At 68.8% G+C, this 25,086-nt stretch carries 21 protein-coding genes and 2 pseudogenes; 13 read left to right on the top strand and 10 right to left on the bottom strand.

The window, feature by feature from the left end:
- Positions 1-178: 178 nt before the first annotated feature.
- A complete protein-coding gene (locus ACTMTB_RS27365; protein ID WP_441149067.1) occupies positions 179-1,573 on the bottom strand; it encodes a hypothetical protein in 1,395 nt (464 codons plus the stop codon).
- 105 nt (positions 1,574-1,678) lie between these two features.
- Here ACTMTB_RS27365 and ACTMTB_RS27370 point away from each other — a divergent pair, with 105 nt between their 5' ends.
- The 3 genes from ACTMTB_RS27370 to ACTMTB_RS27380 all read left to right on the top strand — a co-directional run bounded on the left by ACTMTB_RS27370 (position 1,679) and on the right by ACTMTB_RS27380 (position 4,389).
- Positions 1,679-2,383 (top strand): alpha/beta fold hydrolase, encoded by a 705-nt coding sequence (locus tag ACTMTB_RS27370; RefSeq protein WP_441149068.1) that lies wholly within the window; start codon positions 1,679-1,681, stop codon positions 2,381-2,383.
- Between the two features lie 619 nt (positions 2,384-3,002).
- Positions 3,003-3,500 carry an RNA polymerase sigma factor gene (locus ACTMTB_RS27375; protein WP_210777039.1) on the top strand — a complete coding sequence of 166 codons (498 nt, stop codon included), beginning with the start codon at positions 3,003-3,005 and terminating at the stop codon, positions 3,498-3,500.
- Positions 3,493-4,389 carry a hypothetical protein gene (locus tag ACTMTB_RS27380; protein WP_441149069.1) on the top strand — a complete coding sequence of 299 codons (897 nt, stop codon included), beginning with the start codon at positions 3,493-3,495 and terminating at the stop codon, positions 4,387-4,389. The genes ACTMTB_RS27375 and ACTMTB_RS27380 overlap by 8 nt, the downstream gene beginning before the upstream one ends.
- 55 nt (positions 4,390-4,444) lie before the next feature.
- On the opposite strand, the gene ACTMTB_RS27385 is transcribed toward ACTMTB_RS27380, so the two are convergent.
- Complete coding sequence (locus tag ACTMTB_RS27385; protein ID WP_441149070.1) at positions 4,445-4,720, bottom strand: tyrosine-type recombinase/integrase; 276 nt, start codon at positions 4,718-4,720, stop codon at positions 4,445-4,447.
- Between the two features lie 223 nt (positions 4,721-4,943).
- A complete protein-coding gene (locus ACTMTB_RS27390; RefSeq protein WP_441149071.1) occupies positions 4,944-5,561 on the bottom strand; it encodes a TetR/AcrR family transcriptional regulator in 618 nt (205 codons plus the stop codon).
- Positions 5,562-5,609: 48 nt separating this feature from the next.
- Here ACTMTB_RS27390 and ACTMTB_RS27395 point away from each other — a divergent pair.
- Positions 5,610-6,146: pseudogene (locus ACTMTB_RS27395) on the top strand (GNAT family N-acetyltransferase); the annotation flags it as partial.
- Positions 6,147-6,970: 824 nt separating this feature from the next.
- Here ACTMTB_RS27395 and ACTMTB_RS27400 read toward each other — a convergent pair.
- Both ACTMTB_RS27400 and ACTMTB_RS27405 read right to left on the bottom strand, forming a co-directional pair.
- Positions 6,971-7,885, bottom strand: a complete 915-nt coding sequence (locus ACTMTB_RS27400) for a DMT family transporter (protein WP_441149072.1) — start codon at positions 7,883-7,885, stop codon at positions 6,971-6,973.
- Between the two features lie 273 nt (positions 7,886-8,158).
- Positions 8,159-9,097, bottom strand: coding sequence for a GlxA family transcriptional regulator (locus ACTMTB_RS27405; RefSeq protein ID WP_441149073.1), 939 nt, complete (start codon positions 9,095-9,097; stop codon positions 8,159-8,161).
- A gap of 81 nt (positions 9,098-9,178) precedes the next feature.
- On the opposite strand from ACTMTB_RS27405, the gene ACTMTB_RS27410 reads away from it, so the two are divergent.
- From ACTMTB_RS27410 to ACTMTB_RS27430, 5 genes are all read left to right on the top strand, one after another.
- A complete protein-coding gene (locus tag ACTMTB_RS27410) occupies positions 9,179-9,772 on the top strand; it encodes an MBL fold metallo-hydrolase (RefSeq protein WP_441149074.1) in 594 nt (197 codons plus the stop codon).
- Positions 9,773-10,053: 281 nt separating this feature from the next.
- Complete coding sequence (locus ACTMTB_RS27415; protein WP_441149136.1) at positions 10,054-10,788, top strand: serine/threonine protein kinase; 735 nt, start codon at positions 10,054-10,056, stop codon at positions 10,786-10,788.
- Between the two features lie 688 nt (positions 10,789-11,476).
- Positions 11,477-12,730: a hypothetical protein gene (locus tag ACTMTB_RS27420; protein WP_441149075.1), complete on the top strand. Its 1,254-nt coding sequence runs from the start codon at positions 11,477-11,479 to the stop codon at positions 12,728-12,730.
- Positions 12,731-13,365: 635 nt separating this feature from the next.
- Positions 13,366-15,831: a hypothetical protein gene (locus ACTMTB_RS27425; protein WP_441149076.1), complete on the top strand. Its 2,466-nt coding sequence runs from the start codon at positions 13,366-13,368 to the stop codon at positions 15,829-15,831.
- 320 nt (positions 15,832-16,151) lie between these two features.
- Positions 16,152-17,342 (top strand): DUF6193 family natural product biosynthesis protein, encoded by a 1,191-nt coding sequence (locus tag ACTMTB_RS27430; protein ID WP_441149077.1) that lies wholly within the window; start codon positions 16,152-16,154, stop codon positions 17,340-17,342.
- Positions 17,343-17,474: 132 nt separating this feature from the next.
- Here ACTMTB_RS27430 and ACTMTB_RS27435 read toward each other — a convergent pair whose 3' ends face one another.
- Positions 17,475-18,014 carry a hypothetical protein gene (locus ACTMTB_RS27435; RefSeq protein WP_441149078.1) on the bottom strand — a complete coding sequence of 180 codons (540 nt, stop codon included), beginning with the start codon at positions 18,012-18,014 and terminating at the stop codon, positions 17,475-17,477.
- Between the two features lie 384 nt (positions 18,015-18,398).
- On the opposite strand from ACTMTB_RS27435, the gene ACTMTB_RS27440 reads away from it, so the two are divergent.
- The gene (locus ACTMTB_RS27440; RefSeq protein ID WP_441149079.1) at positions 18,399-21,035 is read left to right on the top strand and encodes a hypothetical protein; all 2,637 of its coding nucleotides are present in this window, start codon (positions 18,399-18,401) and stop codon (positions 21,033-21,035) included.
- A gap of 40 nt (positions 21,036-21,075) precedes the next feature.
- The gene (locus ACTMTB_RS27445; protein WP_441149080.1) at positions 21,076-21,468 is read left to right on the top strand and encodes a DUF402 domain-containing protein; all 393 of its coding nucleotides are present in this window, start codon (positions 21,076-21,078) and stop codon (positions 21,466-21,468) included.
- A gap of 78 nt (positions 21,469-21,546) precedes the next feature.
- Here ACTMTB_RS27445 and ACTMTB_RS27450 read toward each other — a convergent pair.
- From ACTMTB_RS27450 to ACTMTB_RS27460, 3 genes and pseudogenes are all read right to left on the bottom strand, one after another.
- Positions 21,547-21,828, bottom strand: a pseudogene (locus tag ACTMTB_RS27450) (IS5 family transposase); the annotation flags it as partial.
- 119 nt (positions 21,829-21,947) lie between these two features.
- The gene (locus ACTMTB_RS27455) at positions 21,948-22,292 is read right to left on the bottom strand and encodes a hypothetical protein (protein WP_441149081.1); all 345 of its coding nucleotides are present in this window, start codon (positions 22,290-22,292) and stop codon (positions 21,948-21,950) included.
- 242 nt (positions 22,293-22,534) lie between these two features.
- Positions 22,535-22,660 (bottom strand): hypothetical protein, encoded by a 126-nt coding sequence (locus ACTMTB_RS27460; RefSeq protein WP_441149082.1) that lies wholly within the window; start codon positions 22,658-22,660, stop codon positions 22,535-22,537.
- Between the two features lie 87 nt (positions 22,661-22,747).
- Between ACTMTB_RS27460 and ACTMTB_RS27465 the strand changes: the two genes are divergently transcribed.
- Together ACTMTB_RS27465 and ACTMTB_RS27470 are read left to right on the top strand one after the other, a co-directional pair.
- On the top strand, positions 22,748-23,305 hold the full coding sequence (locus ACTMTB_RS27465) for a hypothetical protein (RefSeq protein WP_441149083.1): 558 nt from the start codon (positions 22,748-22,750) through the stop codon (positions 23,303-23,305).
- A gap of 799 nt (positions 23,306-24,104) precedes the next feature.
- A complete protein-coding gene (locus ACTMTB_RS27470) occupies positions 24,105-24,401 on the top strand; it encodes a hypothetical protein (RefSeq protein ID WP_441149084.1) in 297 nt (98 codons plus the stop codon).
- 51 nt (positions 24,402-24,452) lie between these two features.
- Here the strand turns inward: ACTMTB_RS27470 and ACTMTB_RS27475 are convergent, their stop codons facing one another.
- On the bottom strand, positions 24,453-24,893 hold the full coding sequence (locus ACTMTB_RS27475; protein WP_441149085.1) for a hypothetical protein: 441 nt from the start codon (positions 24,891-24,893) through the stop codon (positions 24,453-24,455).
- Positions 24,894-25,086 lie beyond the last annotated feature (193 nt).

Genomic DNA, 25,086 nt, shown 5'->3' on the forward strand with positions numbered 1-25,086 from the left:
TCGGCGAGATTGCCGTTTCTCCCGGCGAGGATTGGTTGCGCGAGCCAACTGGCGGTCCCGGGCAGGTGAATTCCGCAAGGACGTTGAGATGGGCACCGCGCAGATCGGTCTTTCCGCAGGTGCGCGCCCGGTCGTCACCAAGACACCCGATCCGCTGTTGCTGCAGGAGCCCATTCCCTCAGGTGGCGTGAAGTTGTACCCGCGGGTATCGGCCCGGTGCGTTGCGCACGAACATCTCGAAGTCGGCCAGCGACAGGGGCTTCGGCATGGGACGGCGGTCCGGGATTGCGCGTATCGCGCGCTGGTAGTTGAAGAACACTCCCGGGTCGTTGGGATACCGGTTGGGTGACACACCTGCGAAGACGCCGGCGACGCGGGCTCGCCGTAGCAGCTCGCGCCACTGGTCGGCGCTGGCCGTGCCCACCGATTCGACGCCGTGGCAAAACAGCCCGAGGTGCAGGTGATCGTACTCGTCGCCGCTGTCCAGATAGCGGTGGACGGCGTCGAGAGATGGCTGAACAGGGAAAGCCGTCCAGTAGGGGACCGCGCCGGTGCGTAGGGTCCACCATGGGTCCAGCAACATGAACGAGTCGATCAGTAGCCGGTCGCCCGGTAGGCCGCGTTGCCGGTACCACCAGCGGTACAGGTCAGCGATCATCGGGCTGAGGTCCTCAGGCTCGTCAAACACCAGCCTGCTCACCCGGTAGCCGTGGCGGTTCGCGAAGGCGGCGATGTCGTCGTGGAGCGCCGGCTCGAAGCCCCATTCCGCTTCCGGGCTCTCCGCGTCGGGTGGCGGCGCCTGCCATCTGCTCACCGGCGCGCCGTAGCGATGAAGATATTCGGCGACCCGCGGCCCTCCGGCGCGGTACTCCTGCGGTGACATGCCGCCGACGGCACCGAACTGGAACAGGTGCCGGTCACCGATGCGGGTCGTGGGCCACCGCTGGCCGCATTCGGCCGTCAGGATGACGCCGCCCGGTTCGAGGACGTCGGTGAGGAACTTTTCGTACGCTCGACCCAGCCGGATGCGTTTGATCCGGAAGTATGCCATTCGGCGCAGCGTGAGCCGGTCCTGGTTCGGATCGTGCATGTGATGCAGCACGAGGTCGGGGTTGCGGTCGAGCAACGCGCGGGCGGTGGAGTCGAATGCGTGCGCGGCCCGCATCGGATCGTCGGGCGAGACCCTACGCTGGCGTACGGGCAGCAGCAGCGTCTGCGGCAGCCAGGGCACTCCCAGCGCGGCGCAGAGGTGAATCAGCGCGCCATTGGAGGCCCCGATCATCGCAGCGGGGTAGCGGCGGCGCGGATACAGCCCGGCAATCGATTCCGCTACGGCATCAATGTCGACACCAGCAATGTCCGACTCGGGGCGGCCCTCGGCGCCGCTGAACACGCTGTAGATCCACTCGCGGGTGCGCAGTGGCAGCCTGGCGGCAACGGTGGCGGCGGGCCGCAACACCCGGAGGGCGGGTTTGCCCAGCGGTGGCGTGTCCCGGCCGTGCAGGAACCGCGCCAACGCAACGGCCATCGCGGAGGCGGAGTCGAAACCGGCGATCTCACGGGGCAACTTCATAGGCACCTCCGGCCGATTCATACCCGCCCGCACGGGTACCAGCAGGCTATGCCCCAGTTTCCGCGCGATGTGACCACGTCATACCACGACGGGATCCTGGGTCGGATGCGTAGCCGCGCGATCGGTGCGCCGCGGCCTGGCGTCCCGGAGGTCGTGCTCGTACAGGGCATGGCTGTGGCCGACTACCTGCTACCGGGCTTGGCCGCGTTCGGCCAATGGACCCGCGCGCACCTGGTGGAACTGCCCGGATTCAGCGGCAGCGGCGATCCGCCGCACGAACTGTCGGTGCCGGAGTTCGGGCGCGCCGTGGCCGAATGGCTGACCAAGCGGGATCTCGGCCCTGTTGTCCTGGCGGGGCATTCCAGCGGCACCCAGGTAGCAGCCGAGGCCGCCGTGATCCACTCCGGCGTTGCCGGGCTGGTACTGGCCAGTCCCACCGTTGATCCCGTCGCCCGCGGCCTGGTGCGTCTGCTCGTGCGCTGGCAGCTCGACGGCCGCCACGAGCCTCCGGGCCTGACTGAGTCGCACCGGCCGGAGTGGAAACGCGCCGGCCTGCGTCGGCTGGTTCACCTGGTGCGGGTTCATCTGCGCCACGTCATGGAGGAACCATTGGCGCGGCTGACCGTGCCGCTACTGGTCCTGCGCGGTGAGGAGGACCGGCTGAGCACCCCGCAGTGGGGGCGGCGACTGACCGGTATCGTCGCGGACGGCCGGTACCGCGAACTTCCGGGCGCTCACACCTTTCCCTGGCGAGACCCGCAGGCGTGGTCGGAACCGGTGCGCGCATTCGCCCAGACGGTGAGGCCGTAGGATCATCGTGCCCGCGCCCAGTGGGGCTCCTGGCTACGTGGGGATCCACTGGCAGGTAGGCTGCGCCCTCGCGCCCTCGTAGCTCAGAGGATAGAGCATCGATTTCCTAAGACGGTGCTCGATGCGCGTCCGCAGGCTGACAACCTGCATCCTCTCTGATTTTCCTTGCGTGCCGGTCGCATCGGATCGTGTGCCCACACTGCCAATCGGCCGTCGTTGATCAGGACGACGAAAAGCACTGGCCCAGCTTCTCTGAGAGCATCGACAGCTGGTACGCCGGCGGCAGTGGCGTCGAGAGCTGCCCGCACTGCGGCAAGTCGGCCGGTCTCAACGAGTGGCACTGGAGCCCTCCGGGGGGCTTCGGCTACCTCGGCTTCGAATTCTGGAACCGGCCGCCACTTGATCCTGGCTTCATCGCTGACGTTGCCAATCTTCTCGGACACCGGGTTGTCACACCCTGCGGAAAGATCTAGTGGCTGACGGCGATGCTCCGTGTCCGTGCTTCCGGAACACTGCGTACCCCCGGCCAGCTCCGGCGCGAAACCACTGCCCAGCAGGCAACCGCCGGCGGGGGTGCGGCGTGACTAGGGGTACGACCAGGCGGGGAGGGAGCGGACGCATGTCAGGCGAGGAGAGCTTTGACGCGTTCTACCGAGGTAGCAGGCAGCGGCTCTACGACTGCCTGTACGCCCTCACGGGCAACGCCGCCGATGCGCAGGACGTGGTGCACGAGGCGTACGCCCGGGCCTGGCAGCGTTGGTCGACGGTCGGCGAGTACGCCGATCCGGAGGCCTGGGTACGGACGGTCGCCCGCCGCGTCGCGGTGAGTCGCTGGCGGCGGGCCCGTTCGGCGCTGAATGCCTACCGTCGGGCCGGCCCGCCGCAGGACGTGCCCGGCCCCAACCCGGACAGCGTCGCGCTGGTCGGCGCCCTCGCCCAGTTGCCGCCCGCTCAGCGGACCGCCTTGGTGCTGCACCACCTGGTCGGTCTGCCGGTGGCCGACGTGGCGCGGGAGACCGGCGTGCCCGAGGGCACCGTGAAGGCCCGCCTGTCCCGCGGCCGGCGAGCGCTCGCCAACCTGCTCGAGGCGACACCTTCGGAGGCGCACAATGTCTGACGGATTCGAGAGCACGTTCGCGCCGCTGCGGGGGCAGCAGCCGCCGGCGCCGTTCGCGTTCCCCGAGGCGGTCCGCCGTCGCGGACGGCAGCGCTCGCAGCGCCAGGCGGTCGTAGCCGGCCTGGCCGTCGTCGCCGTGGCGGGGGCGGGGGCGGGGGCCGGCTGGGCCGCGAACCTCGGGCCGGGCGACGGCTCGCCAACCCCCGGCGCCAGCCGGACGACCGTGGCGCCGAGCGGCACCGGGTCGCCGAGCGTGGCGCCGAGCCCGACGACCCCGGCAACGAGCGCCCCGCCGAGCCCGAACGGCAGCGGCAGGCCCGACCCCGGCGCGGCGGACCTGAGCACCCTCATGCTCCGGCCAGCGGATCTCGGGCCGGGTGCGTGGCGGAAGCAGGTGCCCAGCGAGCCGTTCTCCGGCGACACGTGGCGCTGGGCCGACCTGTGCGCGGCCTACCGCAGCTCCGACTACCCGTCTCTGCGCCGGCAGGCGGACCTCGACTTCACCGGGTACGCCACCGGGTCGGCCGGGTACGTCTACGAACACCTGCACCGGTATGCGGGCGGGTGGGGCCCGCGGGCGCTCGACGACGTACGTCACGTGCTGGCGACCTGCGCCGGCACGGCGACACCGTCGACCGCGCCCGGAAGTCCGGCGCCCCGCAGGTTCACCGTCGTGGGCACCGGCTTCGCCGGGGACGAGGCGCTGCTCGTCCGCGAGGAGCAGTGGCACTACGAGGGTGAGACGCTTGCAGCCGATCCGATCGTGACGCTCGTCGCGGTGGTCCGGGTCGGCGACCTGGTCGGCACCGTGATGTTCTCGCCCGACCGGGACGAGCCGTACGCGCGGATGGTCGCCACGGCGGCGGCGGGCCGGCTCGCGGCGGGGTAGCCGACGGCGGACGCGCGTGGCGCACCTCGGGGCGGGCGGGGTGCGCTGCGGCCGGTCAGCTGCCGGAGGTCGCGGCGGCCACCAGGAAGGACAGATCACGGTCCAGGGAGTCCTTGTCCCGGTCGTACCGCTGGGTGGTGCGCGGGTCGGCGTGGCCCATAGCGCGCTGCCGGTCCTCGAGGTCGGCGCCCTTCCTCCGGGCGATGGTGTTCCAGGCGTGCCGGCAGGAGTGCGGGCTGATCTGCTTCCAGCCGGGCAGGCCGGCCGCCTTGGCCAGCCGGCGGATGAACCTGGCCACCTCGTGGCGGTCGATCCGCTCGTTCTTCGCCACCGCGGCAGTATCCACCGCAGCCGTCGATCCTTCAGACCTCTGCCAAGCCCTCGCTATCAAGATCCTCGGAACCGCCGTGCAGGTGTTCGGATCCGGTAGTTGACCAAGCCCACGAGCAGCTCATCCGACTTTCCAGCAAGACCGGCCGCATCCCGACCGCGTGGCTCAACTGCCTTGCCGCCGACCGCGAACGGCAAGTTCACTTGAGCTCGGCTATACCCGCTTACATGTCACCGCGCGGCGGGCGGGCTGTGGTGGCGAGCGTTGCCAGGTAGTCGTCCAGGAGCCGGATCTGCCGCTCGGGCGGGAATTCCTCCGCGCCGAACAGCGCCTGCACGATGAGGCCGAGCGCGAAAGACTGGACCGCCGCCGCGATGTCGTCCGGATCACACGGGGGCAGCTCCGCGAGGCGTTGCGCCGCCTGCACATGGTGGCGGATCCGTTCGCGCGAGCGCGCGTAGCGGGCCGCGTGCCCGGCGGCGAGGTCCGGGTCAGCCAGCGCCGCGTCCCACGAGCTGACCCAGATCCGGTTGTCCGCGGCGGCCTGCGGCGTCAACGGAAGGATGTCCATCAGTATCGCCCGTAATGCGGCGAGCCCCTCGGGCTCGGGTGCGATGCGCCTCGGCCGTGCCGCACGGTGCTCGTCCAGCAACGTCAACGCGTGCGCGACCAGGTCCTTCTTGTTTGGAAAGTAGTGCGTGAGCAGGCCGGTCGTCGCGCCCATCTCGGTGGCGACCGCCCGCAACGTCAGGCCGCCGAACCCGTGCGCCGCCAGCACCCGCCACACGGCCCCGGACACGTCGCGGCGGCGGGCGTCGTGGTCTCCCTTGTGACGTGGCATGCCGACAGGCTACATTCACGCAACATTCGTTATGTAAATGGAGGTTCCGTGTTTGCCACCGCGCTGCGCGACAACGCCGAGCTGCGGGGGCTCGAGCCGCACCACGCCGAGGAGTTCCTGGCCCACCTGGACCGCGCCCGCACGCACATCGTGCCCTGGGTGGGCGCGAGCTTCGTCGCCTCCGACCTCGACGCCGCGCGAGCGGTGCTCCAGCGCTACGCGGACGGCCAGGCCGCCGACCGGCAGCGCCTCTACGGCATCTGGCTCGACGACACCCTGGTCGGCGGCACCATGTTCGTCAGCTTCGACACCGCCCTCGGGGTGTGCGAGATCGGCTGCTGGCTCGAACCGGCCGCGGAGGGACAGGGGCTCATCACCCAGGTGGTCCGCATGATGATCGACTGGGCCTTCCACACACGCGGCCTGGCCTACGCTCAGTGGTGCACCCTGCCGGACAACACCCGCAGCGTCAACGTGGCCAAGAGGCTTGGTATGAGCCTTGACGGCACGCTGCGGCAATACAACCCGGGCGCCGACGGGCTTCGGCGCGACAAGCAGGTCTGGTCCGTGCTCGCCACCGAATGGCCTGAATCCACCCACCTCGGAGGGGGTGCCGACGTCAAGGCCGAGCTCGACCAGCTGATGCGCACCTTCCTCGGCGCGTTCACCAACACCGGCGGCAGCGGGCCGAACGTCGACGTTGTCCGCGAGGTGTTCATTCCGCAAGGAACGGTCATCATGAACGTCGGCACCGAACCCGTGATCTACGACCTCGACGCGTTCATCGCGCCTCGGAAGAAGATCCTCACCGACGGGACGTTGACTGAGTTCTCCGAATGGGAAGTCGCCGAGCGGACCGAGATCTTCGGGTCGGTCGCGCACCGGTTCAGCCATTACCGCAAGTCCGGTGTCCGCGACGGCGAGTGGTTCGAGGGCTCCGGCCACAAGACCACTCAGTTCGTCCGGACGCCCGACGGCTGGAGGATGAGTTCGATGGCGTGGGATGACGTCCGATAAGGACCCCGGCCTGTCCGGCACCGCGATGCGGGAACGTCCGCCAGGCGTGGTCGAACCTGCTCGCGTGGGCATGTAGACGATCGCGGATCTCGCCGAGGCGGGCAAGCTTCGAGCCGAAGTGAGCGCCGTCCTCGCGCAAGCAGACGGGCCCACAAACCGGCCAAGGTGCCACACGGAACCGGCAAGATCCCCTCTTGGCCGGATAGTCCTGGCCCTCATTCGAAATTGCCGGTAAGCCGGACAGTCGGAAACGCCGACCCCGGGGCGTTGCTCGCTCGCCGATTCCGGGGATTGCCGCAAGTGTGCGGTCGAAAGGTCGGAGGTCGGGAGCCATGGCGACCGTCGGGGGCCCGGGCAGGTGTTGTTTGCAGTCCTGGCCCGGGCCAGGACGGCTAGCGGGGCGAGTGGCGGGTGTTAAGCAGGATGGCCGTGGTGAGCAGCCCGGCGCCGATGAGATCGGTGGGGCTGAGACGGTCGCCGAGGATCCAGGTCGCCAGGACCGTTCCGACGAGTGGTTCCAGCAGCGCCATCAGTGCTGCGGTACCGGCCGAGGTGGTACGCAGCCCTCGGAAGTACAGGGTGTACGCCACGGCGGTGGGCGCGGTACCCAGGAGAAGCAGTAGCCCGATGGAGGCCGAGCCCGGGGTGAAGCTCATGCCCGATGTCTCGGCGGCGAGCGGGGCGAGAGTGGCTGCGCCGATGGTGAAACCGAACCCGGTCGCGGCGAGATCGTCGAGGCCAGGAACGGGTCGGGCGCTGACGAAGGTCATGGTGGCGAAACCGCCTGCCGAGAGCAGCGCCAGTGCGGCTCCGGCAAGCACGCCCGAGATGCTGTGACCGCTGGACGGTGCGCCGACGAGCAAGGCCAGACCGGTGACGGCCAGTGCCACTGCCGCGAGGATCGGCACGCTGATCCGCCGCCGTCCGGTGATCCACTCGGCGATCAGGACCAGGACGGGTGACGCGCCGATGGTGAGCAGGGTGGCGACGCTCACCGTGGTGACTGATACCGAGGCGAAGAAGCAGGCCTGGAAGACGGCGGCGAGCATGCCGAGCACGGTGATGCGGGTCCAGGCGTGCCGGCCGCGCGGCAGCGGCCGTCGGATCAGCACGAGCGGGACGGCGATGAGGGTGCCGCCGATGGCAAGCCGGTACGCGGCTACTGCCAGCGGCGATAACCCCGTTTCGAGGGCGAGCAGGCTGCCGGAGGGACCACCGGTGCCCCACAGCACGCCTGCGGATACGAGCAACCACAGGCCGGTGGCGGAGCCTCGAGCGGCGGCCACCGGGTGTTCGGAGATAAGCATGAAGGAATCGCTCCTGCGACGAGAAGGAATAAGTCGCGGAAGCGGGACGTACCGAACTCAACGATGCGTGAACCGCGCGTTCAGCCCACACAACGGCTGGACGCGATGAGAAGAGCCGCCCCGCTCAGGAGCGCGGCGGTGCGATGATGTCGAAGGTCCGGTGCATGATCCAATCCTATTGGCGACCCGGCAGCGACGCCATCTTGTATCGCACGGTGCACGGCCAGCAGGAAAGTCACCTGGTACGGCAACAGATTCGGGCAATGGCGGTCCTCAGACGGTGGGGCGGCTGCCGAAGGCCTTGCGGTAGGTGCGTGGCGGCACGCCGCGGCGGCGCACGAACTGCTCGCGCAGCGCGGCCGCGGAGCCGAACCCGACCTGCCGGGCGACCTCCTCGACCGGCAGGTCGCTGGCCTCCAGCAACTCCTCGGCCCGGTTGAGCCGCTGTGCCAGCAGCCAGGCGTGCGGGGTGGTGCCGGTCGCGTCGGCGAACCGGCGCAGGAACGTGCGGCGGCTGGTCAGCGCGCGGGCTGCCAGCTCGTCGACGGTCAGCCGCCGGTGCGTGTTGGCTTGCGCCCAGGCCAGCACCGCGCCGAGCCGCTGGTCCTCGAAGCCGTCGGGCACGGGCGCGGTCACGTACTGCGCCTGCCCTCCCTCGCGGTGCGGTGGGATCACCAGGTCGCGGGCGACGTCGTTCGCGGCCGCGGCGCCGTACTCGCGGCGGATCAGGTGCAGGCACATGTCGAGGCCCGCCGCGGCACCGGCGCCGGTGACGACCGGGCCCTCGTCGACGTAGAGGACGTCGGTGGTCAGCCGTACCGCCGGGTAGCGCACGGCGAACTCGGCGGCGAAGCGCCAGTGCGTGGTCGCCCGGCGCCCGTCCAGCAGGCCCGCCTCGGCCAGCACGTACGCGCCGACGCAGTGGCTGGCGACGGTCGCGCCGCGGGCCGCCGCCGCCCGGAAGGCGTCCGCGACGGACGGTGGCGGCTCCCGGAAGCGGCTGCCCGGCAGCGCGATGACCAGGTCGGCCGCGGCGAGCCGGTCGAGCCCGGCGTCCACCTGCACGGCGAGCCCCAGGTCGGTGCTCACCGGGCCGGGCTGCTCGGCGCAGACGTCGAAGGCGAAGCGGCCGGTGAAGATCTCGCCCACCAGGCCAAGACCGAAGGCCGCCACGCCTTCGGGGGCGTACGCCGCCACGGATCGGATGACCATGCCGTGATGATGGCACGTTCCTTGCGATCGGTGGCAGCCGTGCCACTCGTCCTGATCGGCCGGACGTCGCACGATTGCCGCATGACCGACGCACCCCACGGCCGCAGCGCCGCCTTCCACGTCCTGAGCACCGGCTACACGACCTCGACCGGCCCGGGCGTGGCCGCCACCGTCTCCCTCGTCCTCGACGGTGAGCTGCGCATCGTGTTCGACCCGGGCATGGTCGCCCACCCGTCGGCGATCCTGGATCCGCTCGCCGACCTCGGCCTCCGGCCGGAGGATGTCACCGATGTCGTGCTCAGCCACCACCATCCGGACAACATCATGAACGTGGGGCTGTTCCCGCAGGCACACGTGCACGACCACCAGGCGGTCTACCGCGGCGACCAGTGGACCGATCGCGACGCCGAGGGTTTCACGTTCTCCGACTCCGTGCGCCTGATCCGCACCCCGGGCCACAGCCACGAGGACGTCACCATGCTCGCCGGCACCCCCCAGGGTGTCGTCGCGTTCGCCGGTGACCTGTGGTGGCGGGCGAACGGGCCGGCCGACGACCCGGTCGCACCGGACCGCGTACAGCTGAAGGCCAGCCGGGAGCGGGTCCTGGCCGCAGCCGACATCCTGGTGCCCGGCCACGGCGCACCGTTCGTGCCGGACGGCACGACGCCCCGGTAGTCGTACCGCCATCCGGCGGTGCGATTCGGCGGTCGGGTCAGCGGGCGGCCGCCTGGCGCGGCGAGGGCGGCCCGCCTACCTCCGCCCGGGCTTGGGGGACGCCCCCCGAAGCTCTGTCGGCGCGATCGCGGCCTCGATGCCCATGTCGGCGTTTTCGAAGACGAGGCAGGACTGCGGAGCGAACCCCGAGCAGTTCGGCGGCGTGCCGGTGTTCTCGCTGCCACTTCCGCAGGCGGCGTTCGCATTCTGCGAAGGGGATACGGCCTACTCTCCCTTACGTGATGGACCCACCCCTGGACGCCGCGTTCGCGGTCTTCGACGCCCAGGTCTCCGGGTGCGTCTCCTACGGCGTTGAGGCGTCCGGACGCCGCTGGTTCGTCAAGACAGCCACCACCGCGCAGGGCCACCGTTCGCTGCTGCGGGCCGCCCGCTTCCACGCCGCGGTCCGGCACCCGGCCATCGTGCGCCCCGAGCACGTCCTCGACGGGCCGATCCTGGTCTACCCGTGGCATGACGGCAGCGTGCTGAACCACGCCACCACCCACGGCTCGGACCGCAGCGCACTGCACCGGTTCCAGCAACTACCCCTGCGCGACGTCGAAACGGCCATCGACACCATCCTCGACGCGCACCTGGCCGTCACCGCCGCCGGCTACGTCGCGGTCGACCTTTACGACGGCTGCTTTCTCTACGACTTCCACGCCCGCCAACTGCGCCTGATCGACCTCGATGAGTACCGTCCCGGCCCGTTCACCCTCGACACCGACCGCCTCCCCGGATCCCGCCGCTACATGGCCCCCGAAGAATTCGTCCGCGGTGCCGTCATCGACCGGCGCACCACCGTTTACACCCTCGGCCGCACCATCCACCACCTCCTCGACTCCCCACAGGGCTGGCGCGGCTCCCGCAACCAACAACAGGTAGCCGTACGCGCCACCACCACGACACCCGCCGACCGATACCCCGACGTGGCAGCACTCGCCGCAGCCTGGCGCACCACCCTGCCGAACCCGTAACGCGCCAGAACCCGTCGCACACCCCGTGAGCTGACAGGGCCTCGACCCAGGGCGGCATCGCGCGGGAGGACGAGCTGCGGGAGTGGGTCCAGCGCAGCCCGGGGCTGATCCGGGCGCTGAGCGTGGTGCGGGACTCATGCCGAACGCTGGCCCTGCATCCGCGTCTTGACCTGAGCCAGCCCTCGAAGCCCGGGAGGGATGCCGTCGACGCGCGCTCCTGCCGGCCGGTGGCTCCCGGGCCGGGGGAGCGGGCGGCACGCCATGATCTTGCGCGATGTGCGCGGTGTGTGCTCTCCAGCGGATGCCAACCCGGGTCAACCCGTGCCAACGCGGGTCACTGTGGCCGACCGCCGGTCGCAACCCGGGGTTCGTGTGCTCGGGGTGTGGTCCTGGGCTGGGAGAACAGGGGTCCGGGTGACGTGGGTGAACGTGGGCCACTCCCTGCCACCCCAGGTGAACGCCCGGATCGCTAGACTAGGCCCTCGCGCCCTCGTAGCTCAGGGGATAGAGCATCGGTTTCCTAAGACGGTGCCCGATCCGGTTCCACAGGCCGACAACCTGCAATCCTCTGATTCTGTCGCACGCGTGCCGCTCGCAACGGGCGGGCGCTGTGCTCGTCGGCCGTTAGATCAGCAGGCTGGCTCAGACTGGATGGACGACCTGGGGTGGCGCTGCCATGATGTGCGCCGTGGGGATCATCTATGGCTCGAAGCGCATCAGCTCGGGTCGACCCGGCACGGACGAGCTGGGTAAGGGCCATGCAAGGGCCGTGGTGACGGTGCTCTTCGGACTTTTCGTGCTGGCCATGGCGCACTCCGTGCCGTGGGTGGTCGCGAAACCGGGGCAGGACGTCATTGATCGGCTGTTGGGCCGGGCGCCGGCCGCCGAGGTGAAGACGTACGCGTTGACCGATCTGCCGGGCATTCAGGCGTGCCTGTATGTCGGGTGGGTGCTGCTGCTGTCGTTGCTGGTGGCGGCGTGGGTAAGGCCGGAGTGGCGCCGCGCTGTACGGATCGCCGCCCGGCTGCTGGGCCTGGCGTTGATGCTGGCGCTGACGATGTCTGAACCCAGCGCCGCTATCGACGCGAGCGGATTCCCCCTGGCCGATCGACCCAGCACTGACTTCCTCGCCGGTACCTACCTCGCGCTGTCCGGGACGATGCTGCTCGCCATTGGCGCTTCGGCTCTGCCAGCGTCGCCACAGTCGTCGGCACCACCCCCGCCCGCCCCGGCTTCGCCGACACCCGACGCCGAGGCCGTCGGAGCCGGGTCGTCGGCCCCCGCCGCGCCGACCACCCCAGTCCCGGCGCTGGTACTCGGCCAGAGTTGGTCGGCCCGCCCCGCGCGGGTGCCGTGGTGGCGTCAGCCCTGGCCCGTCACCGGCGTCGTGGTGGGCACCCTCACCGTGGCGATCCTGGTCGGGACGTTCGCCTGGCAGGCGACGCATCGGCCCGCCAACCGGCACCGCGACCTCGCGACGCTGCTGGTGGCATCGCCGGCCGACTCGACACCCGCTCAACCGGCAGCCGCCGACGACCGGGTCAACACCTCCCGGCTCCTGCCGCTCACGGACTTCCGGGCACTGATGCTCGCCGAGCAGCTACGCGACGACGTGCAGCACTCCGCGGGGACGGCGTGGACCCAGCCCGACCACGCCTTGGTGCAGGTCACGCTGCTCCAATTCGACTCGCCCCTGGCGGCCGACCAGTTTCAGCGATCCTACGTCGACATCGAGGGGGCTGTCCGGAGCACGATCAACGGCGTGGACCTCCCCGATGTGCCGGGGGCGGTGGTCTTCAGCGGTGAAGAGCAGGGACGGGTTGAGGTGAACGCGATCGCGCACCGCGATGACGTCGTGGTGCTCGTCAGCGCGAACGGTGGACCGTCGGACCTCGATGCCACCGTCAATGCGCTGGTCCGCGAGCAATACGACAGGCTTTGAGTCAAATCGGGCTCGGCTACGGGTCGACCCTCATCACGGCGTGAGCTTCTTCGGTTGGACTAGTACCGACTGTCGCCCTTCCCTGTCTGGGTCGCGCCCTCGGTTGAGGGAGCCTCAACCTTCGCTTGTGGCTGTACACCTAACTGGCCGTCCGTTGCGCTGGACCCGGAGCGCCAGTTTGGAAAAGCGTGCTCAACCGGTCGTGATGCCCGAAACGCCTGCAGCGGGCGGTCGGCCCGGCTGCGTCTCGTGTCCGCTCGTGCCCGCTGCGCGCCACGGTTACTGGCCCACGGATGGCCCATGCCGACCGCGGGATTAGAAGAAGATTCTTGACCGTTGTCGGGTGCCGTCGTGCCTGGTCAGGCAGTCCGTTGGCGTCAGCTGGAGTCGGTCTTGGTCGGCGGCCGATCGGTGCGGCACTTCGGCCTTTCGGCGCTGCTCGCATCGGCTTCCGCCGGTGTATTCTGCCGCGACATACAAGTTGATCACGGGGGTGGTCGGTGACGACCGTATCTGTCCTGGCGCGTCTGGCGCTCGTGCCCTTGCTTGGCGGCGCGGGTCTGACGGCCCCGGCGGGATCTCCCGTCAGCGCGGCGCCCACGCAGGCCGCCGAACCGGCGGCGACGGCGTCCGAGTTGCACGTCAGCAACCAGTACTGCACGCCGGGCGGGGTGATCGACGGCAGCGTGGAGCATCCGTTCTGCACCATCTCCGCCGCCGTGGCGGTGGCGCAGCCGGGCCAGACGGTGCTGGTGCGGCCGGGCAGCTATCCGGAGACCGTGGCGGTCACCCGGTCCGGCACGGCCGAGGCGCCGATCACCGTCCGCGGAGTCAACGGGCCCGACGGCTACGTTCGCGTCGGCAAGTACAACACCGACATCCCGGTCGAGGGAACGATCCTCGCGATGGACGGGGTGCACGACGTTCGGGTCGAGGGCTTCCGGCTCCTGGGCGCCCGGGGTGCCGACGTCGTCACCGTCGCCGGTTCCAGCCGGGTGACGCTCGACGGGCTCTCTGTCGACCAGGGCAGCTCGGCGGCGGGTATCCGAATTACCGGTCCGGCCCAGGACTTGACGGTCAGCCGCACGCTCGTGGACATCGGCAACCTGCCGGGCCTGACGGTGGAGCCGGGCGTCGTCGACCTGACGGTGACCGCCAGCCAGTTCGTCGGACAGGGCATCGCCGCCACTGACGCGCCGGGCCTGACCCTCACCGGCAACACGTTCTTCAGCGTGTGCCGCGAGGCGATCGCCGTGGCTGGCGCCTCACCGGGTGCCTCGATCAAGAACAACGCCGTCCAGGACGCGGTGATCAGCGGCAGCCTCTGCGCAGGCCGGCTCCTCTCCATTTCTGCGGAATCCGTGCCGGGCACCGAGGTCGACTACAACATCATCGATCCGCGCGGCGGGCGGGCGCCGTACCGGTGGGCCGGCGTCGACCATCCGGACCTTGCGTCGTTCCAGCAGGCCACCGGCCTGGCCGGGCACGACCTGGCGGCGGATCCGCAGATTCGCTGGGCGTCGAATTCATATGGCCGGCCGTACCTGCAGTTGTCGATCACGTCTCCCGCTCGGGACTCGGCGGACGATACCGCCCGGGGTGCCAGCGACCGGGACCTGCTGGGCAATCCGCACGCCGACGACCCGACGCAGCCCAATACCGGCACCGGGACGGGCTTCCGTGACCGTGGTGCCGTCGAGTTGCAGGACGGTAACCCTCACGTCGCCGCCACGCTCCGGCCGAAGGGTGGCGGGAGCCCGCTCGACGTGGTGGCCGCGGTGACCGTGCCGACCAGTTGGCCGACGGACGGAACCCGAGGTCGCGTCGCCTTCCGCTTCCCATCGAGGGGTCTCTGGCGGGTGGGTGACGCTCCGTCGGCCGAGTACACCTACCGCCGGGCGGGCCAGGTCTGTGCCGACATCCGCGTCAGCTACGACGACTTCCGCAACCCCTACAGCCACGGCGACGGCATCCGATGCACCATCCTCGGCTCCCGATATACCTCGATGTCGCCGATCCGGCTGCTGGACACCCGCGGAGCGGTCGGTACGCCCACCACCACCTCCGTACCGGCCAACGGCGAGGTCGTGCTCGACGTACCACGCATCCAGGAGGTTCCGGCTGCGGACATCACCGCCGTCGTGCTCAACCTGACCGTCACGAAGCCGACGGCATCCGGCTTCCTGCGGATCTATCCGGACGGCACGAACCTGCCCGATGTGTCGAGCGTGAACTTCGTCGCCGGTGAGACCGTGCCGAACCTGGTGACGGTGCCGATGTCCAACGGGCGGCTGCGCATCCGCCACACCGGCAGCGGCACAGCACACATCGTCGCCGACCTCCAAGGCTTCTACGCGGCGTCCGGCTCCGGCTTCCGCCCGGTCGCGCCGGCGCGCGTGCTGGACACCCGTCAGGGCGGGTCCATCGCTTTCCCGGCCAACACGTCGCGCACCCTCGACCTGACCGGCCGTATCCCAGCGGGCGCCACCGCCGTGGTCCTGAACACCACGGTGACGAAGCCGACCGCGAGCGGGGTGCTGAAGGTCTTCCCGTACGGGACGCCGGTCCCGACGGCCTCGAACCTCAACTTCGTCGCCGGGCAGACCATCCCGAACCTGGTGGTGGCGCAGGTGGTGAACGGCCGGGTGACCGTCCACAACGCCAGCCTGGGCAGCACCCATGTGGTGGTCGACCTGTCCGGCTGGTACGGCGAGGGCGCTACCGATCTGTTCGTGCCCACCCCGCTGCAGCGCATCTACGACACCCGGGGCACTGATGGCTTCGGGGGGCCGATGGATCCGTGGGCGCAGGTGGCCGTCGGGCCGTGGGTGCTGCGAACGGACTGGACGCCGCCCCGCACGACCGCGCTGGTGGCGAACCTGACCGTCACCGCGCCGACCGCGAGCGGCGTCCTCATCGCGGGGCCCAACGGCTCGCCGGTGCCGCAGGCCTCGAACGTCAACTTCGTGGCCCGCGAGACCGCCGCGAACCACATGGTGACGCAAGTCGGCACCGACGCCCGCGTGGTCGTACGCAACAGCAGCACGGGCCGCAGCCACGTCATCATCGACCAGGCGGGCTACTTCATCGCCGAGTACTGACCTACGGGAGCCGGAGCCGGCGTCCCTGCGGCCAGCGGGCGGACGCCGGCTCCGCCTCGGCGGTGTCGTGCTGGGTAGTCGTGTACCAGGCGAGGTCCGGATGCCGCCGTACAACTTCGGCGCGGCGTCGAACCCCTCATCATGCAAGCCCTTCGTGCGCGCTTCCGGATGCTGGTGGTCGGCGGCGGCGCGGTCACCAATTCTGGCTATCCGGCTTGCGGGGCAATCTGGTGCCGCAGAACAGCGGCAGGGGTACTGGTTGAGGACTTGGGCTTGAAGCCGCGACAGCGCGGCGAGTGGCAGCTAGGCAGAATCGGTCCGTGACGAGGCGACCTGATCCGGCTGTTCTGTATCCCGACGTGGCAGCCAGGGGCAGTCTCGCTGCCGCGTTGCAGGCCGTGGCGGTCGAGCAAGGGCTTTCGTTCCCAACGGCAAGCTCGGCATCCGATCCCCTGCGAAACACCGTCGTCCCCAGCGGCACGCCGCACCGCGACGATCTAGCCGTGAACGCCTGGCATCTGGAGCGGAGGTGGTCGATCAGCGGTAACGGTTCGGGCCGGAGGAGCAAGCGGTTGATTGGGGGTGACACGCAGGACCTGGCGGAGGTCGCCCGGGCGGCACAGGCGTGGCGTGACGGCCTGCCTTTGGCCGACATCCAGCAGGTGGCGCCGTTCGTCGAGCTGACCCAGCATCCCGAGGTACCGGATCAGAACCCCGACCAGGTGATCGCGTCGAAGTGGCAGTACCTGCGAATGGATGCGCATGATTCGAACTGGCCCGAGTACCGGGCGCTGCTCGAGGCCGCATACGCCGAGCCGAAGCTACGAAGGTTGTACCCGTACACCAGCCACTGGTCCCTGAACTTCTCCGCCAGCACCCTCCTGCCGCACGTCAGCCCGCCGAGGGGCGGGAGCTACGACGTGGTGTCGCCCCGCGGGGTGTTCGTGGCAGAGACGGACCAGCCGGCTGAGGCCCTGGCGCTGGTACTGGACTGGATGCCCGACGACATCAGCCCGGCGACCCCCTCGGACCGCGCCACGGACTGCCGGGACCCACTGTGGGAGGAAGTCGAGCGCCGCTGCGACGCGGAGCACGCGGGGGCATGGCCCCGCTTCTGCATCGAGAACACCTCAGTGCGCGAATGGCAGTTGTTGTACGACCTGGTCAACGGTGAGTCGTGGCCCCAGCCGACGCCGCGCGAACCGAGGTGGACCGGCACGCTGCCGGTCACCTACCTCCCCACATCACGGACCGAAATCTGCTTCGACGTCAACCTGAATGCGGTGCCGGCAGAGTGGCGGATGGAAACCCTCCTCGACTACCTCGAGCACCTATGTCTGAAGGCCAAGTTTCAGGGGCCGATTCTGATGGCACCGGAAAGCGACCCCACCCATCCGGTGCTCGCGTTCTCCCCGCTCCGCGGTACCCGCGTACGCCTGCTGCCGCCGGGCGTCCTCCCCGCCCGCAATCTGCTTCCACAGAGGGCAAGGGACGACGGGGAAACGGTGTGAGAGCCGCCGACGGTATGCCCTGCCCCCGGATGGTTCCCGCAGGCCGGCTGTCGGGTCTCACGACGTCCGTGACAGACCAGTCTCGGGACATGGGTGACACGTCCGGTTAGACGATCTAGGGATGGCGGCAGCTCATAGTACGGTGAAACCGCCGTGGCGGACGGTCTGTCTCAGCCAGTCAAGCCAGGCCCCCCACCGGTCATCCCCCTCCAACTCTGCACGCAGGCTCGGTGACGAAGCCTGATAGCAGTCGAGCGCTTCGTCGATCTCCCTCGGTCCTACCAGCCAGGGACCGTTGCTCGTCAGCTTGAATTCTGGGATACCAAGCATTCCAGGGATCGTCTGGGCCGAGGCCGCCCGTTCGGCCTCGTTGTACGCGTCGCGCCGACTCTGATCAGCAGACTGCCAGTCGTCGATGCCCTCGAACGGCCAGGCGGGGAAGGGCTGCGGGGCTGCGTGGTAGGTCATGCCCGTGCGGCGCATACCGTCGCGGCAGAGGGCCATGCCGGCGATGTTCAGATGGAACTGATAGGCAGCCGCAAGCGTCTCGTACTCGTTCAGGCATGGAGGAGCGTGCACGCACAGGTCCCCCAGATCAGAGCACGCTTCGAAGCGCGAGCGAGCAGTGGCAGCAGGTTCGGGTAGATCAGCCCACTCAAGGTCGTAACTCATGAGACCCCTTCGCTGCCGGCGCAACGGCCAGCGCCCGGCGTCATGACATTCTGACGAGCAGCAGTCGGGCAGCACACGGCGGTGTGTCATCCAGGTCCTGATACCGATCTGTCACGCAGGTCCCGAGACCGCACATTCCCGCAGGCCGGCCGGGGCAGGCGACTTATTCCGTAATGCCTAGCTGCGTGCGATCGTCGAAGGGCTCGGCTGGGTAGATCAGCTCGCCCTCCTGGCGGTTGCGTCATCTGGCGGTCATCGTCGGCTCAGTGATCGGCGATCTTCCTCGGCGTTGTCATCTTTCTGGCCGTTCTGCGGGACTGCCGGTGCGGGTCGCGTGAGGTGTACGCTCCGCCGATACATGATCACCTTGTTCGGGGGCGGTAGATGAACGGCCGGTTGTTGTCGTTGCTCGCGGTCATGCCGCTGGTGGTCGGCGGTTTTGGCGTGGTGGCCCCGACGGCGGCGGTGTTGCCGGCCCTTCCCGCAGCGGCGGTGACGACCGGTGCCGAGATCTATGTCAGTCGTGCCCACTGTGTGGCCGGCGCTGACGGCAGCCCGGAGTTGCCGTTCTGCTCCATTTCCGAGGCGGCAGCGGTGACGCAGCCGGGCCAGACGGTGTTGGTCCAGCCGGGGGACTACCCGGAGACGGTGTCGATCACCCGTTCGGGTACGGAATCCGCGCCCATCACGTTCCGAGCTGTCAACAGCCGCGCGGGCGTCGTCCGTGTCGGAACCATCGGAGGCATGCCACCGGTCGCCGGACACATCTTCTCCCTCACCGATGTACATGACGTCGTCGTCGAAGGGTTCACCCTGAACTCCGCGCCGGAGCGTGGGTCGCTGCTGGTCGACGGAGCAGACCGGGTGGTCCTGGACAGGCTGGCGGCGGCCAGTTCCAAGGGCTCCACCGAGTTGCGGGTCACCGGCGGCTCGACGAACGTCACGATCAGCCGCAGTTACTTCGGCACGGTGTCGGGTGCCGTGGTCGTCATCGATGGCGGTACCACGGACGCGGTGGTTACCGGTAACGAGCTGGCGCTCGGCGGTCTTCTGGTCAATGACGCCCCGCGTGCCGTCATCACGAACAACACGATCATGACGTTTTGTGTGGGCGGCATCGACATCGCGGGTGTTTCGCCGGGTGCGTCTGTCCGGAACAACATCGTGCGAGTCGGGAAGTGGACTGCCGGCTGCGCGACGCCTCCTGCGGCCGTGTCAGTGTCCCCGGCATCGACGGCGCGGAGCGTCAGTGACTACAACCTCATCGCCGCCACCACGGCGGGTCCGCTGTACTCGTGGGACGGCACCGACTATTCGACGCTGGCATCGTTCACGCAGTCGACCGGACACGGCACGCACGACATCGTCGCCGACCCGCGCATCCCTGCCGGCCCGTCCCTGTACCAGCGTGGAGGTTACGCGCTCGATCCGGCCTCACCCGCTGTCGACTCTGGTGACCCGACCGCGCCGGGCGTGACCCCCACGGACATGTTCGGCAACCCGCGCACGGACAACCCGGCGGTCAGCAACAGCAGCGGCGGTTACCTCGACCGCGGCGCGATCGAGCTGCAAGGCCCCGTGACCGGCACCGTGAACCTTCGGCGTAAGGCCGGTGCTGGCCCGATGGACGTCACCGCCATTGCCGTCCCGACCTACGCCTGGCCCACGAGCGGCTCCGGTGGGAGCTTCTCGTACCGGTTCAGTGACGAGCGGTTCTGGCGGGTGACCAGCACACCCACCCTCGACCACGCCTTCCGCCGGGCTGGGTCCGTCGGCGTCGAGGTCTGGGCCAACTTCGACGGGTTCCGCACCGCGGGCGGATACGGGCGGCTCGGATACCAGCAGCCCGGCCTGTCGACCGTTGTCGGCGCCCTGTACACACCGCTGCCCCCGACCCGGCTGCTGGACACCCGCGCCGCCATCGGCACCGCCACCGCCACCCCCCTGGCCCCGAACGCAGAGATCGTCCTGCCGATCACCGGCAGCGGACAGGTACCCACCGGCGATATCAGCGCGGTGGTGTTGAACGTGACCGTCACCCAGCCCAGCGCGGCCGGATTCGTCACCGTCTACCCGGATCAGGGGGCACTGCCGAACACCTCGAACGTCAACTTCGTCGCTCGAGAGACCGTCGCGAACCTGGTCACCGTGCCGGTCATCAACGGCAAGGTCCGGTTGCGCAACAGCGGCGGCGGCACGGTTCACCTGGTCGCCGACCTGCAGGGCGTCTACGGCCGTGAGGGCTCAGGCCTCAAGCCTCTCTCGCCGGTCCGGGTGCTCGACACCCGCACGACGGCGGCGATCCCTCCGAAGGCTGACCGCCTCCTGGACTTGTCGGCCAAGCTGCCCGTCGACGCCACCGCAGCGGTCCTCAACGTCACCGTCACCCAACCCGCGTCCACCGGGGTACTCACCGTCTATCCCTACGGCTCGACCGCGCCGGTTGCCTCCAACCTCAACTTCGTCGCGAGGCAGACGATCCCGAACCTGGTGATCGTGCCCGTGCGCAACGGCAGGATCGTCATCCGCAACGCCAGCGCGGGCAGCACCCACGTCGTGGCCGACCTGGCCGGCTACTTCGGAACGGCAGCCTCCGGCGCGACACAGAACTACGTGCCGTCCGGGCCGAGGCGAATCGTGGACAGCCGGACCGGCACGGGCCTGCTCGGTCGCCAGCCAGGCCCCCTGCGCCCGCAGGAGTCCGCATCGTTCTACGTCCGGTACTACGGGGACAATCCCACCACCATCGACACCGGGTGCAACATCAACTGCCCTCTACCGACCGCGCTCGTGGGCAACGTGACCGTCACGGGACCGACCGCACCCGGTGTGCTCACCGCGTACCCCTATCTCACGACCCGACCCACGACATCGAACGTCAACTTCATCGCCGGAGAGACCGCCTCGAACCTCACCCTCACCAAGGCCAACCAGGCGTCGCTCACGGTCTACAACGGCAGCTCAGGCAGCACCCACGTGATCATCGACCAGAGCGGATACTTCATCACCGCCGCGCCCTGACCGCCGGCACAGGAGCCGGAGGACCCGCCTCGCTGATGCAGTGGCTACGCAGTTCCTACAGCGACGGCATCAACAGGGCGCCTTCCACGGCTGGTACGTCAACCTTGAGACGCCGTATCACCGGCACCCCGATGGCGTGGACGTCACCGACCTCGTCCTGGACATCGTCGTGACTCCGGACCGGCAGTGGGAGTGGAAGGACGTCGACGAGTCCGACGGACGTATTGGACACCCTCTCTACTTCGACCGTGCTACGGCCGCCGCCGTCCGTGCCGAAGGAGAACGGCTCACCAAACTGATCGCGGCAGGCGACTCTCCCTTCGACGGCACCTACACCGACTTCCATCCGGACCAGCGCTGGCCGACGCTGCGGCTCCCGGCGAACCTCGACCCGCAGCCAGGCCCGCCGAGAAGCAGGTCCCTCCGGGGGTAAGGCCTGTGTCGAAGGGGATCACAGCCACTCGTTGATGCCGGCGAGGTGAATAGTGGCCTCAGAGTGCACGGCCAGCTTGATGAACTGCGGGCTGTCGCCGCGGTTGGCCGACGATCAGCACGATGGCGAGGGGCTTCTGGCCTTGCTCGCAGCCCAGGTGTAGCTTCTCGGTCAACCCACCGCGAGACGGCCCGGTTCATGATCGGCCGGCTCGAAGACAAGCCGCCGGGCGGTTCAGCCTGCAGATCCCCTTTTTCCGCGCCCCCACAGCATGCTGATGGGCACGGCGCTGGTCGAGTCCACCGAGACGTCCCAGGTGATCCTCCCGGCCGGGTCGGCGAGAGCCTGCAGCGCAACCAGCGGGTGCTGGTGCAGCCGGGGGACTAGCCCCTCGTGGTGCCTGGGCAAGGGGAGCGCGCCCCACCCGTCCTCGGCGATCTCTTGAGGGAAGGCCGGGGTGTGGGGCGGAGCCCCACGGTTTACCGGGTGGGCGGAAGGACTCCGTCGGCGGTGTATCGCTCTCCTTCGTCGCCTTGGAGGGTGGCCCGCAAGTCCTCGGCAAGGGCTCCGAACTCTCGGTAGGGGTCGCTGTCGAAGTGGCCCTTGATGTTGATGCCACCTTCGAACCAGGTCAGCGAAACTACGCTTCCGTCCGCGCAGGTGTACTCGAAGATGGGCTGACGGTCCTCATCCCAGCCGAGCCATCCGCCTGCCCTGAGCGCGGGGTTGCTTCCCGCGTAGGGCAGCCATTCCTCCAGAGCAATGGGGTGCTCTTCGCTGTCGTAGTACTCCTGGGCTCGGCTGATGTGAATCTCGTATCCCACGCTTCCTCCGCGTAGTGAGCTGTCCTGCCTGGGAGAAGCGCAGGATACCGGCACATCAGTTGCCGGCCGGCCGGCCCGGCCGATGCCGGCCGCAGGTCGCCAGTAGGCCGGGGCCGGGCCGGTGCTGCCCGCTTGCGGGCCGCCTTGATCCTCGAAGAGGTCAATTCGGCAGTATCAAAGGCCTACGCGCGCCGTCACCGCGTGTCCCAGCATCGAGCCGTGTGATTAGGAGCGCGGGGCGCTCAAGCTGGCAACGTCTGCTCGGCCAGTTGAATCAGCACCACCGCTGTCCCGTTCTCGGGCTCCACGTCGGCGGTCCGGATGACGGCCTGCGCCCTCGTCTCATGCCGGTTGGCGTCCTGCTCCATCCTGTCGAGTCGGAGGCTGTTGCTGTCACTCGTTGCTAATGATGTCTGTCAGGATGTCCGCCGGACGGTGGTCGGAGGAGGCGAGCGGTGGGCGAATGGTTCGAGACTATTGCCGACGTCGAGGCAACCCCCGAAGAGGCTGACCATCTGGGGGCTGAGGTGCTGTCGTGGCTGGTTGAGCAGGGCATCGTCATGGCCGAACCGACGGACTGCATCCTCGGCAACCAAGGGCACCGCCCCGGGCCGAACTACGCCGCCGCGACCGTCGAACCACGGGATGACCTGCACGAACTTGCCACCAACGGGTTCCGCCTGGTTACGGGGCAGTCAGTGTTCTACTCGATGGGCGTCGACCAGGTCGTCTGCCCGCACTGCAAAGCAGTTGTGGTGGACGACCCAGACAAAGATTCTTGGAGCGACTTCTCACCGGTCATCGATGAGTGGTACATGGGTGGGACCGGCGTGCGTGCATGCAAGCACTGCGGCAAGCCTGTCGGAATCAACGAGTGGGGATGGAGCCCGCCCTGGGGCTTCGGCTACCTGGGATTCGAGTTCTGGAACTGGCCCATGCTCGACCCTGGCTTCGTCGCCGGCGTGTCCAACCGGCTGGGCCACCGGACCGTCCAACCATGCGGAAAGCTCTAGCCCCTGATTGCAAAGATCAAGCGCCCTGTCAGCCGGCGCAGGTCAGGGCTGGTGAGCTACCCCTGACCCTGCTCATGCCGTCGGTTACTGTCGGGCGGCGTCGGCTCTGGCTGGTGTACTTGGCTGTACGGATGGCTGTACGACTGCTTGATGAGAGGGCACTTGTGCGGGGCGCGTACGAAGGCGATCAGGTGACTCTCACTCTGAACCGCGATGAGGTCAGCCGCCTGGCGGCAGTCTTGGCGGAGGCAACTTCTGTTTCATCCCGTGCCGAGTTCTTCATTCGCGTCGGCTGTTCACTGCCGAACGTTGAAGCACTCGTGCAAGAGCTTGAGTCACTGGCAGTAAGTCGATCGACCGCCTTTGAGGTCCAGCTAGTGGCTGGCGTAGAGCGAGAAGAGAACCCAGCTCGGCCGAGGCAGTGAACGGCAGAACACTGACACTGGCATCAAGCCCCACGCGCACCGTCCGTTTGGAAGTGCGTGCTCAACCGCTCGTGATGCCCGAAACGCCTGCGGTGCAGGGGTGCTAATTTGCGTCTGGTGCTCGCTCGTGACCGCTGTGCCTCGCGGCTACTGGCCCGTGGATGGCCCATCATGGGCACGCCACCGGCGCGTCGGCGGGATCTCCTCGGTCAGGCAGGCTTGGCCTTGGCGCGACCGGGGGTTCTCGCGTAGCCCTCGCGGTGCCTGAGCGAGGGGAGCCGCCCACCCGCTCTTCGCTGATCTCGGAGGGAAGGCCGGGGTCCGGGGCGGAGCCCCGGCAGTAGACCTCCCGACGTCACATCTACGGTGAAGTCGTGATCGACATGCAGGTGAGGACAGAGCAGGGGGCGATCGTCGCCGAGGGAAACCGCGGCTTTGACTGGTCGCAGGACCTCATCGATCTCGACCGGTCGGCCTACCCCATGCTCAGTGGGCTCTGCGCCTTCCTGGACACGATGTTCAACCTTCGTCAACTGCCGTCCCTGCTTGACGAGTTGGACCGCTTGCCGTCCGGCGTTGCGCTGGATGACGAGAGCCGAACGGAGATCCGCCGGCTCTGTGAGGTCGCCCAGATGGAACCCCATCGCTATCTGTGGTTCCTAGGCGACTGAACCTGTCGCAGCCGCCTGCCAGTTTGAACAGCGGGCCCGCAGCGGTTGAGCTCAGTCTTCGACGCTTGCGCCGTGGTTTTTACATGCTTCGACGAGTTGAGGAATTACTTCGCTCAATCGGCGTTGGGGAAGGTCTGCTCCGGGAACGGTTGGGTCCCGTCGTGGGTCCTGTGCCCGATGCACGAGGCCGGCTGCTAGCACGCCCTTGTCCTTGAGGTCGTCATGCTTCGAGTTCTGGAACAGTCGGCCCACCGTCGTGACCTCATCAAAGGCCACGTTCTCGCCGCGCTCGGCTTGGACAAGCACGCCGGCGGAGTGGCATGCGATCACGCCCGGGTCGTCGTCCTCCCGCCGGTCGACGAGCCAGTACGACGCCGCGCCGGCCGGCAGCAGGACGAGGAGGGCGAGGGCGGTCACGATAAGGGTTCGTTTGCGGCGGCGCGCCGTTGCAATGGTGTCAGGCCGGCTGGGACCAAGTTGCTGGTCGCTCATACAGATCTTCTCTTTCGTCTCACAAGGGTGGCTCCAGCCGGGCATATCTGTCGAGGGTGGGGCGGACCAGCCTCGTCGGCGGATCCGCCCCTTGGTGTCACTAGCCGACGGCGATTTGTTCGCGGGCATCTAGCAGCCCGTTGGCGGACCTGGGTATATGTACATGGTTCGCGTGGAATCGCCCTTGCCAGTA

Origin of the sequence: Micromonospora sp. L32 (assembly GCF_052068055.1) — a bacterium.
GTDB classification, from domain to species: domain Bacteria; phylum Actinomycetota; class Actinomycetes; order Mycobacteriales; family Micromonosporaceae; genus Micromonospora; species Micromonospora purpureochromogenes.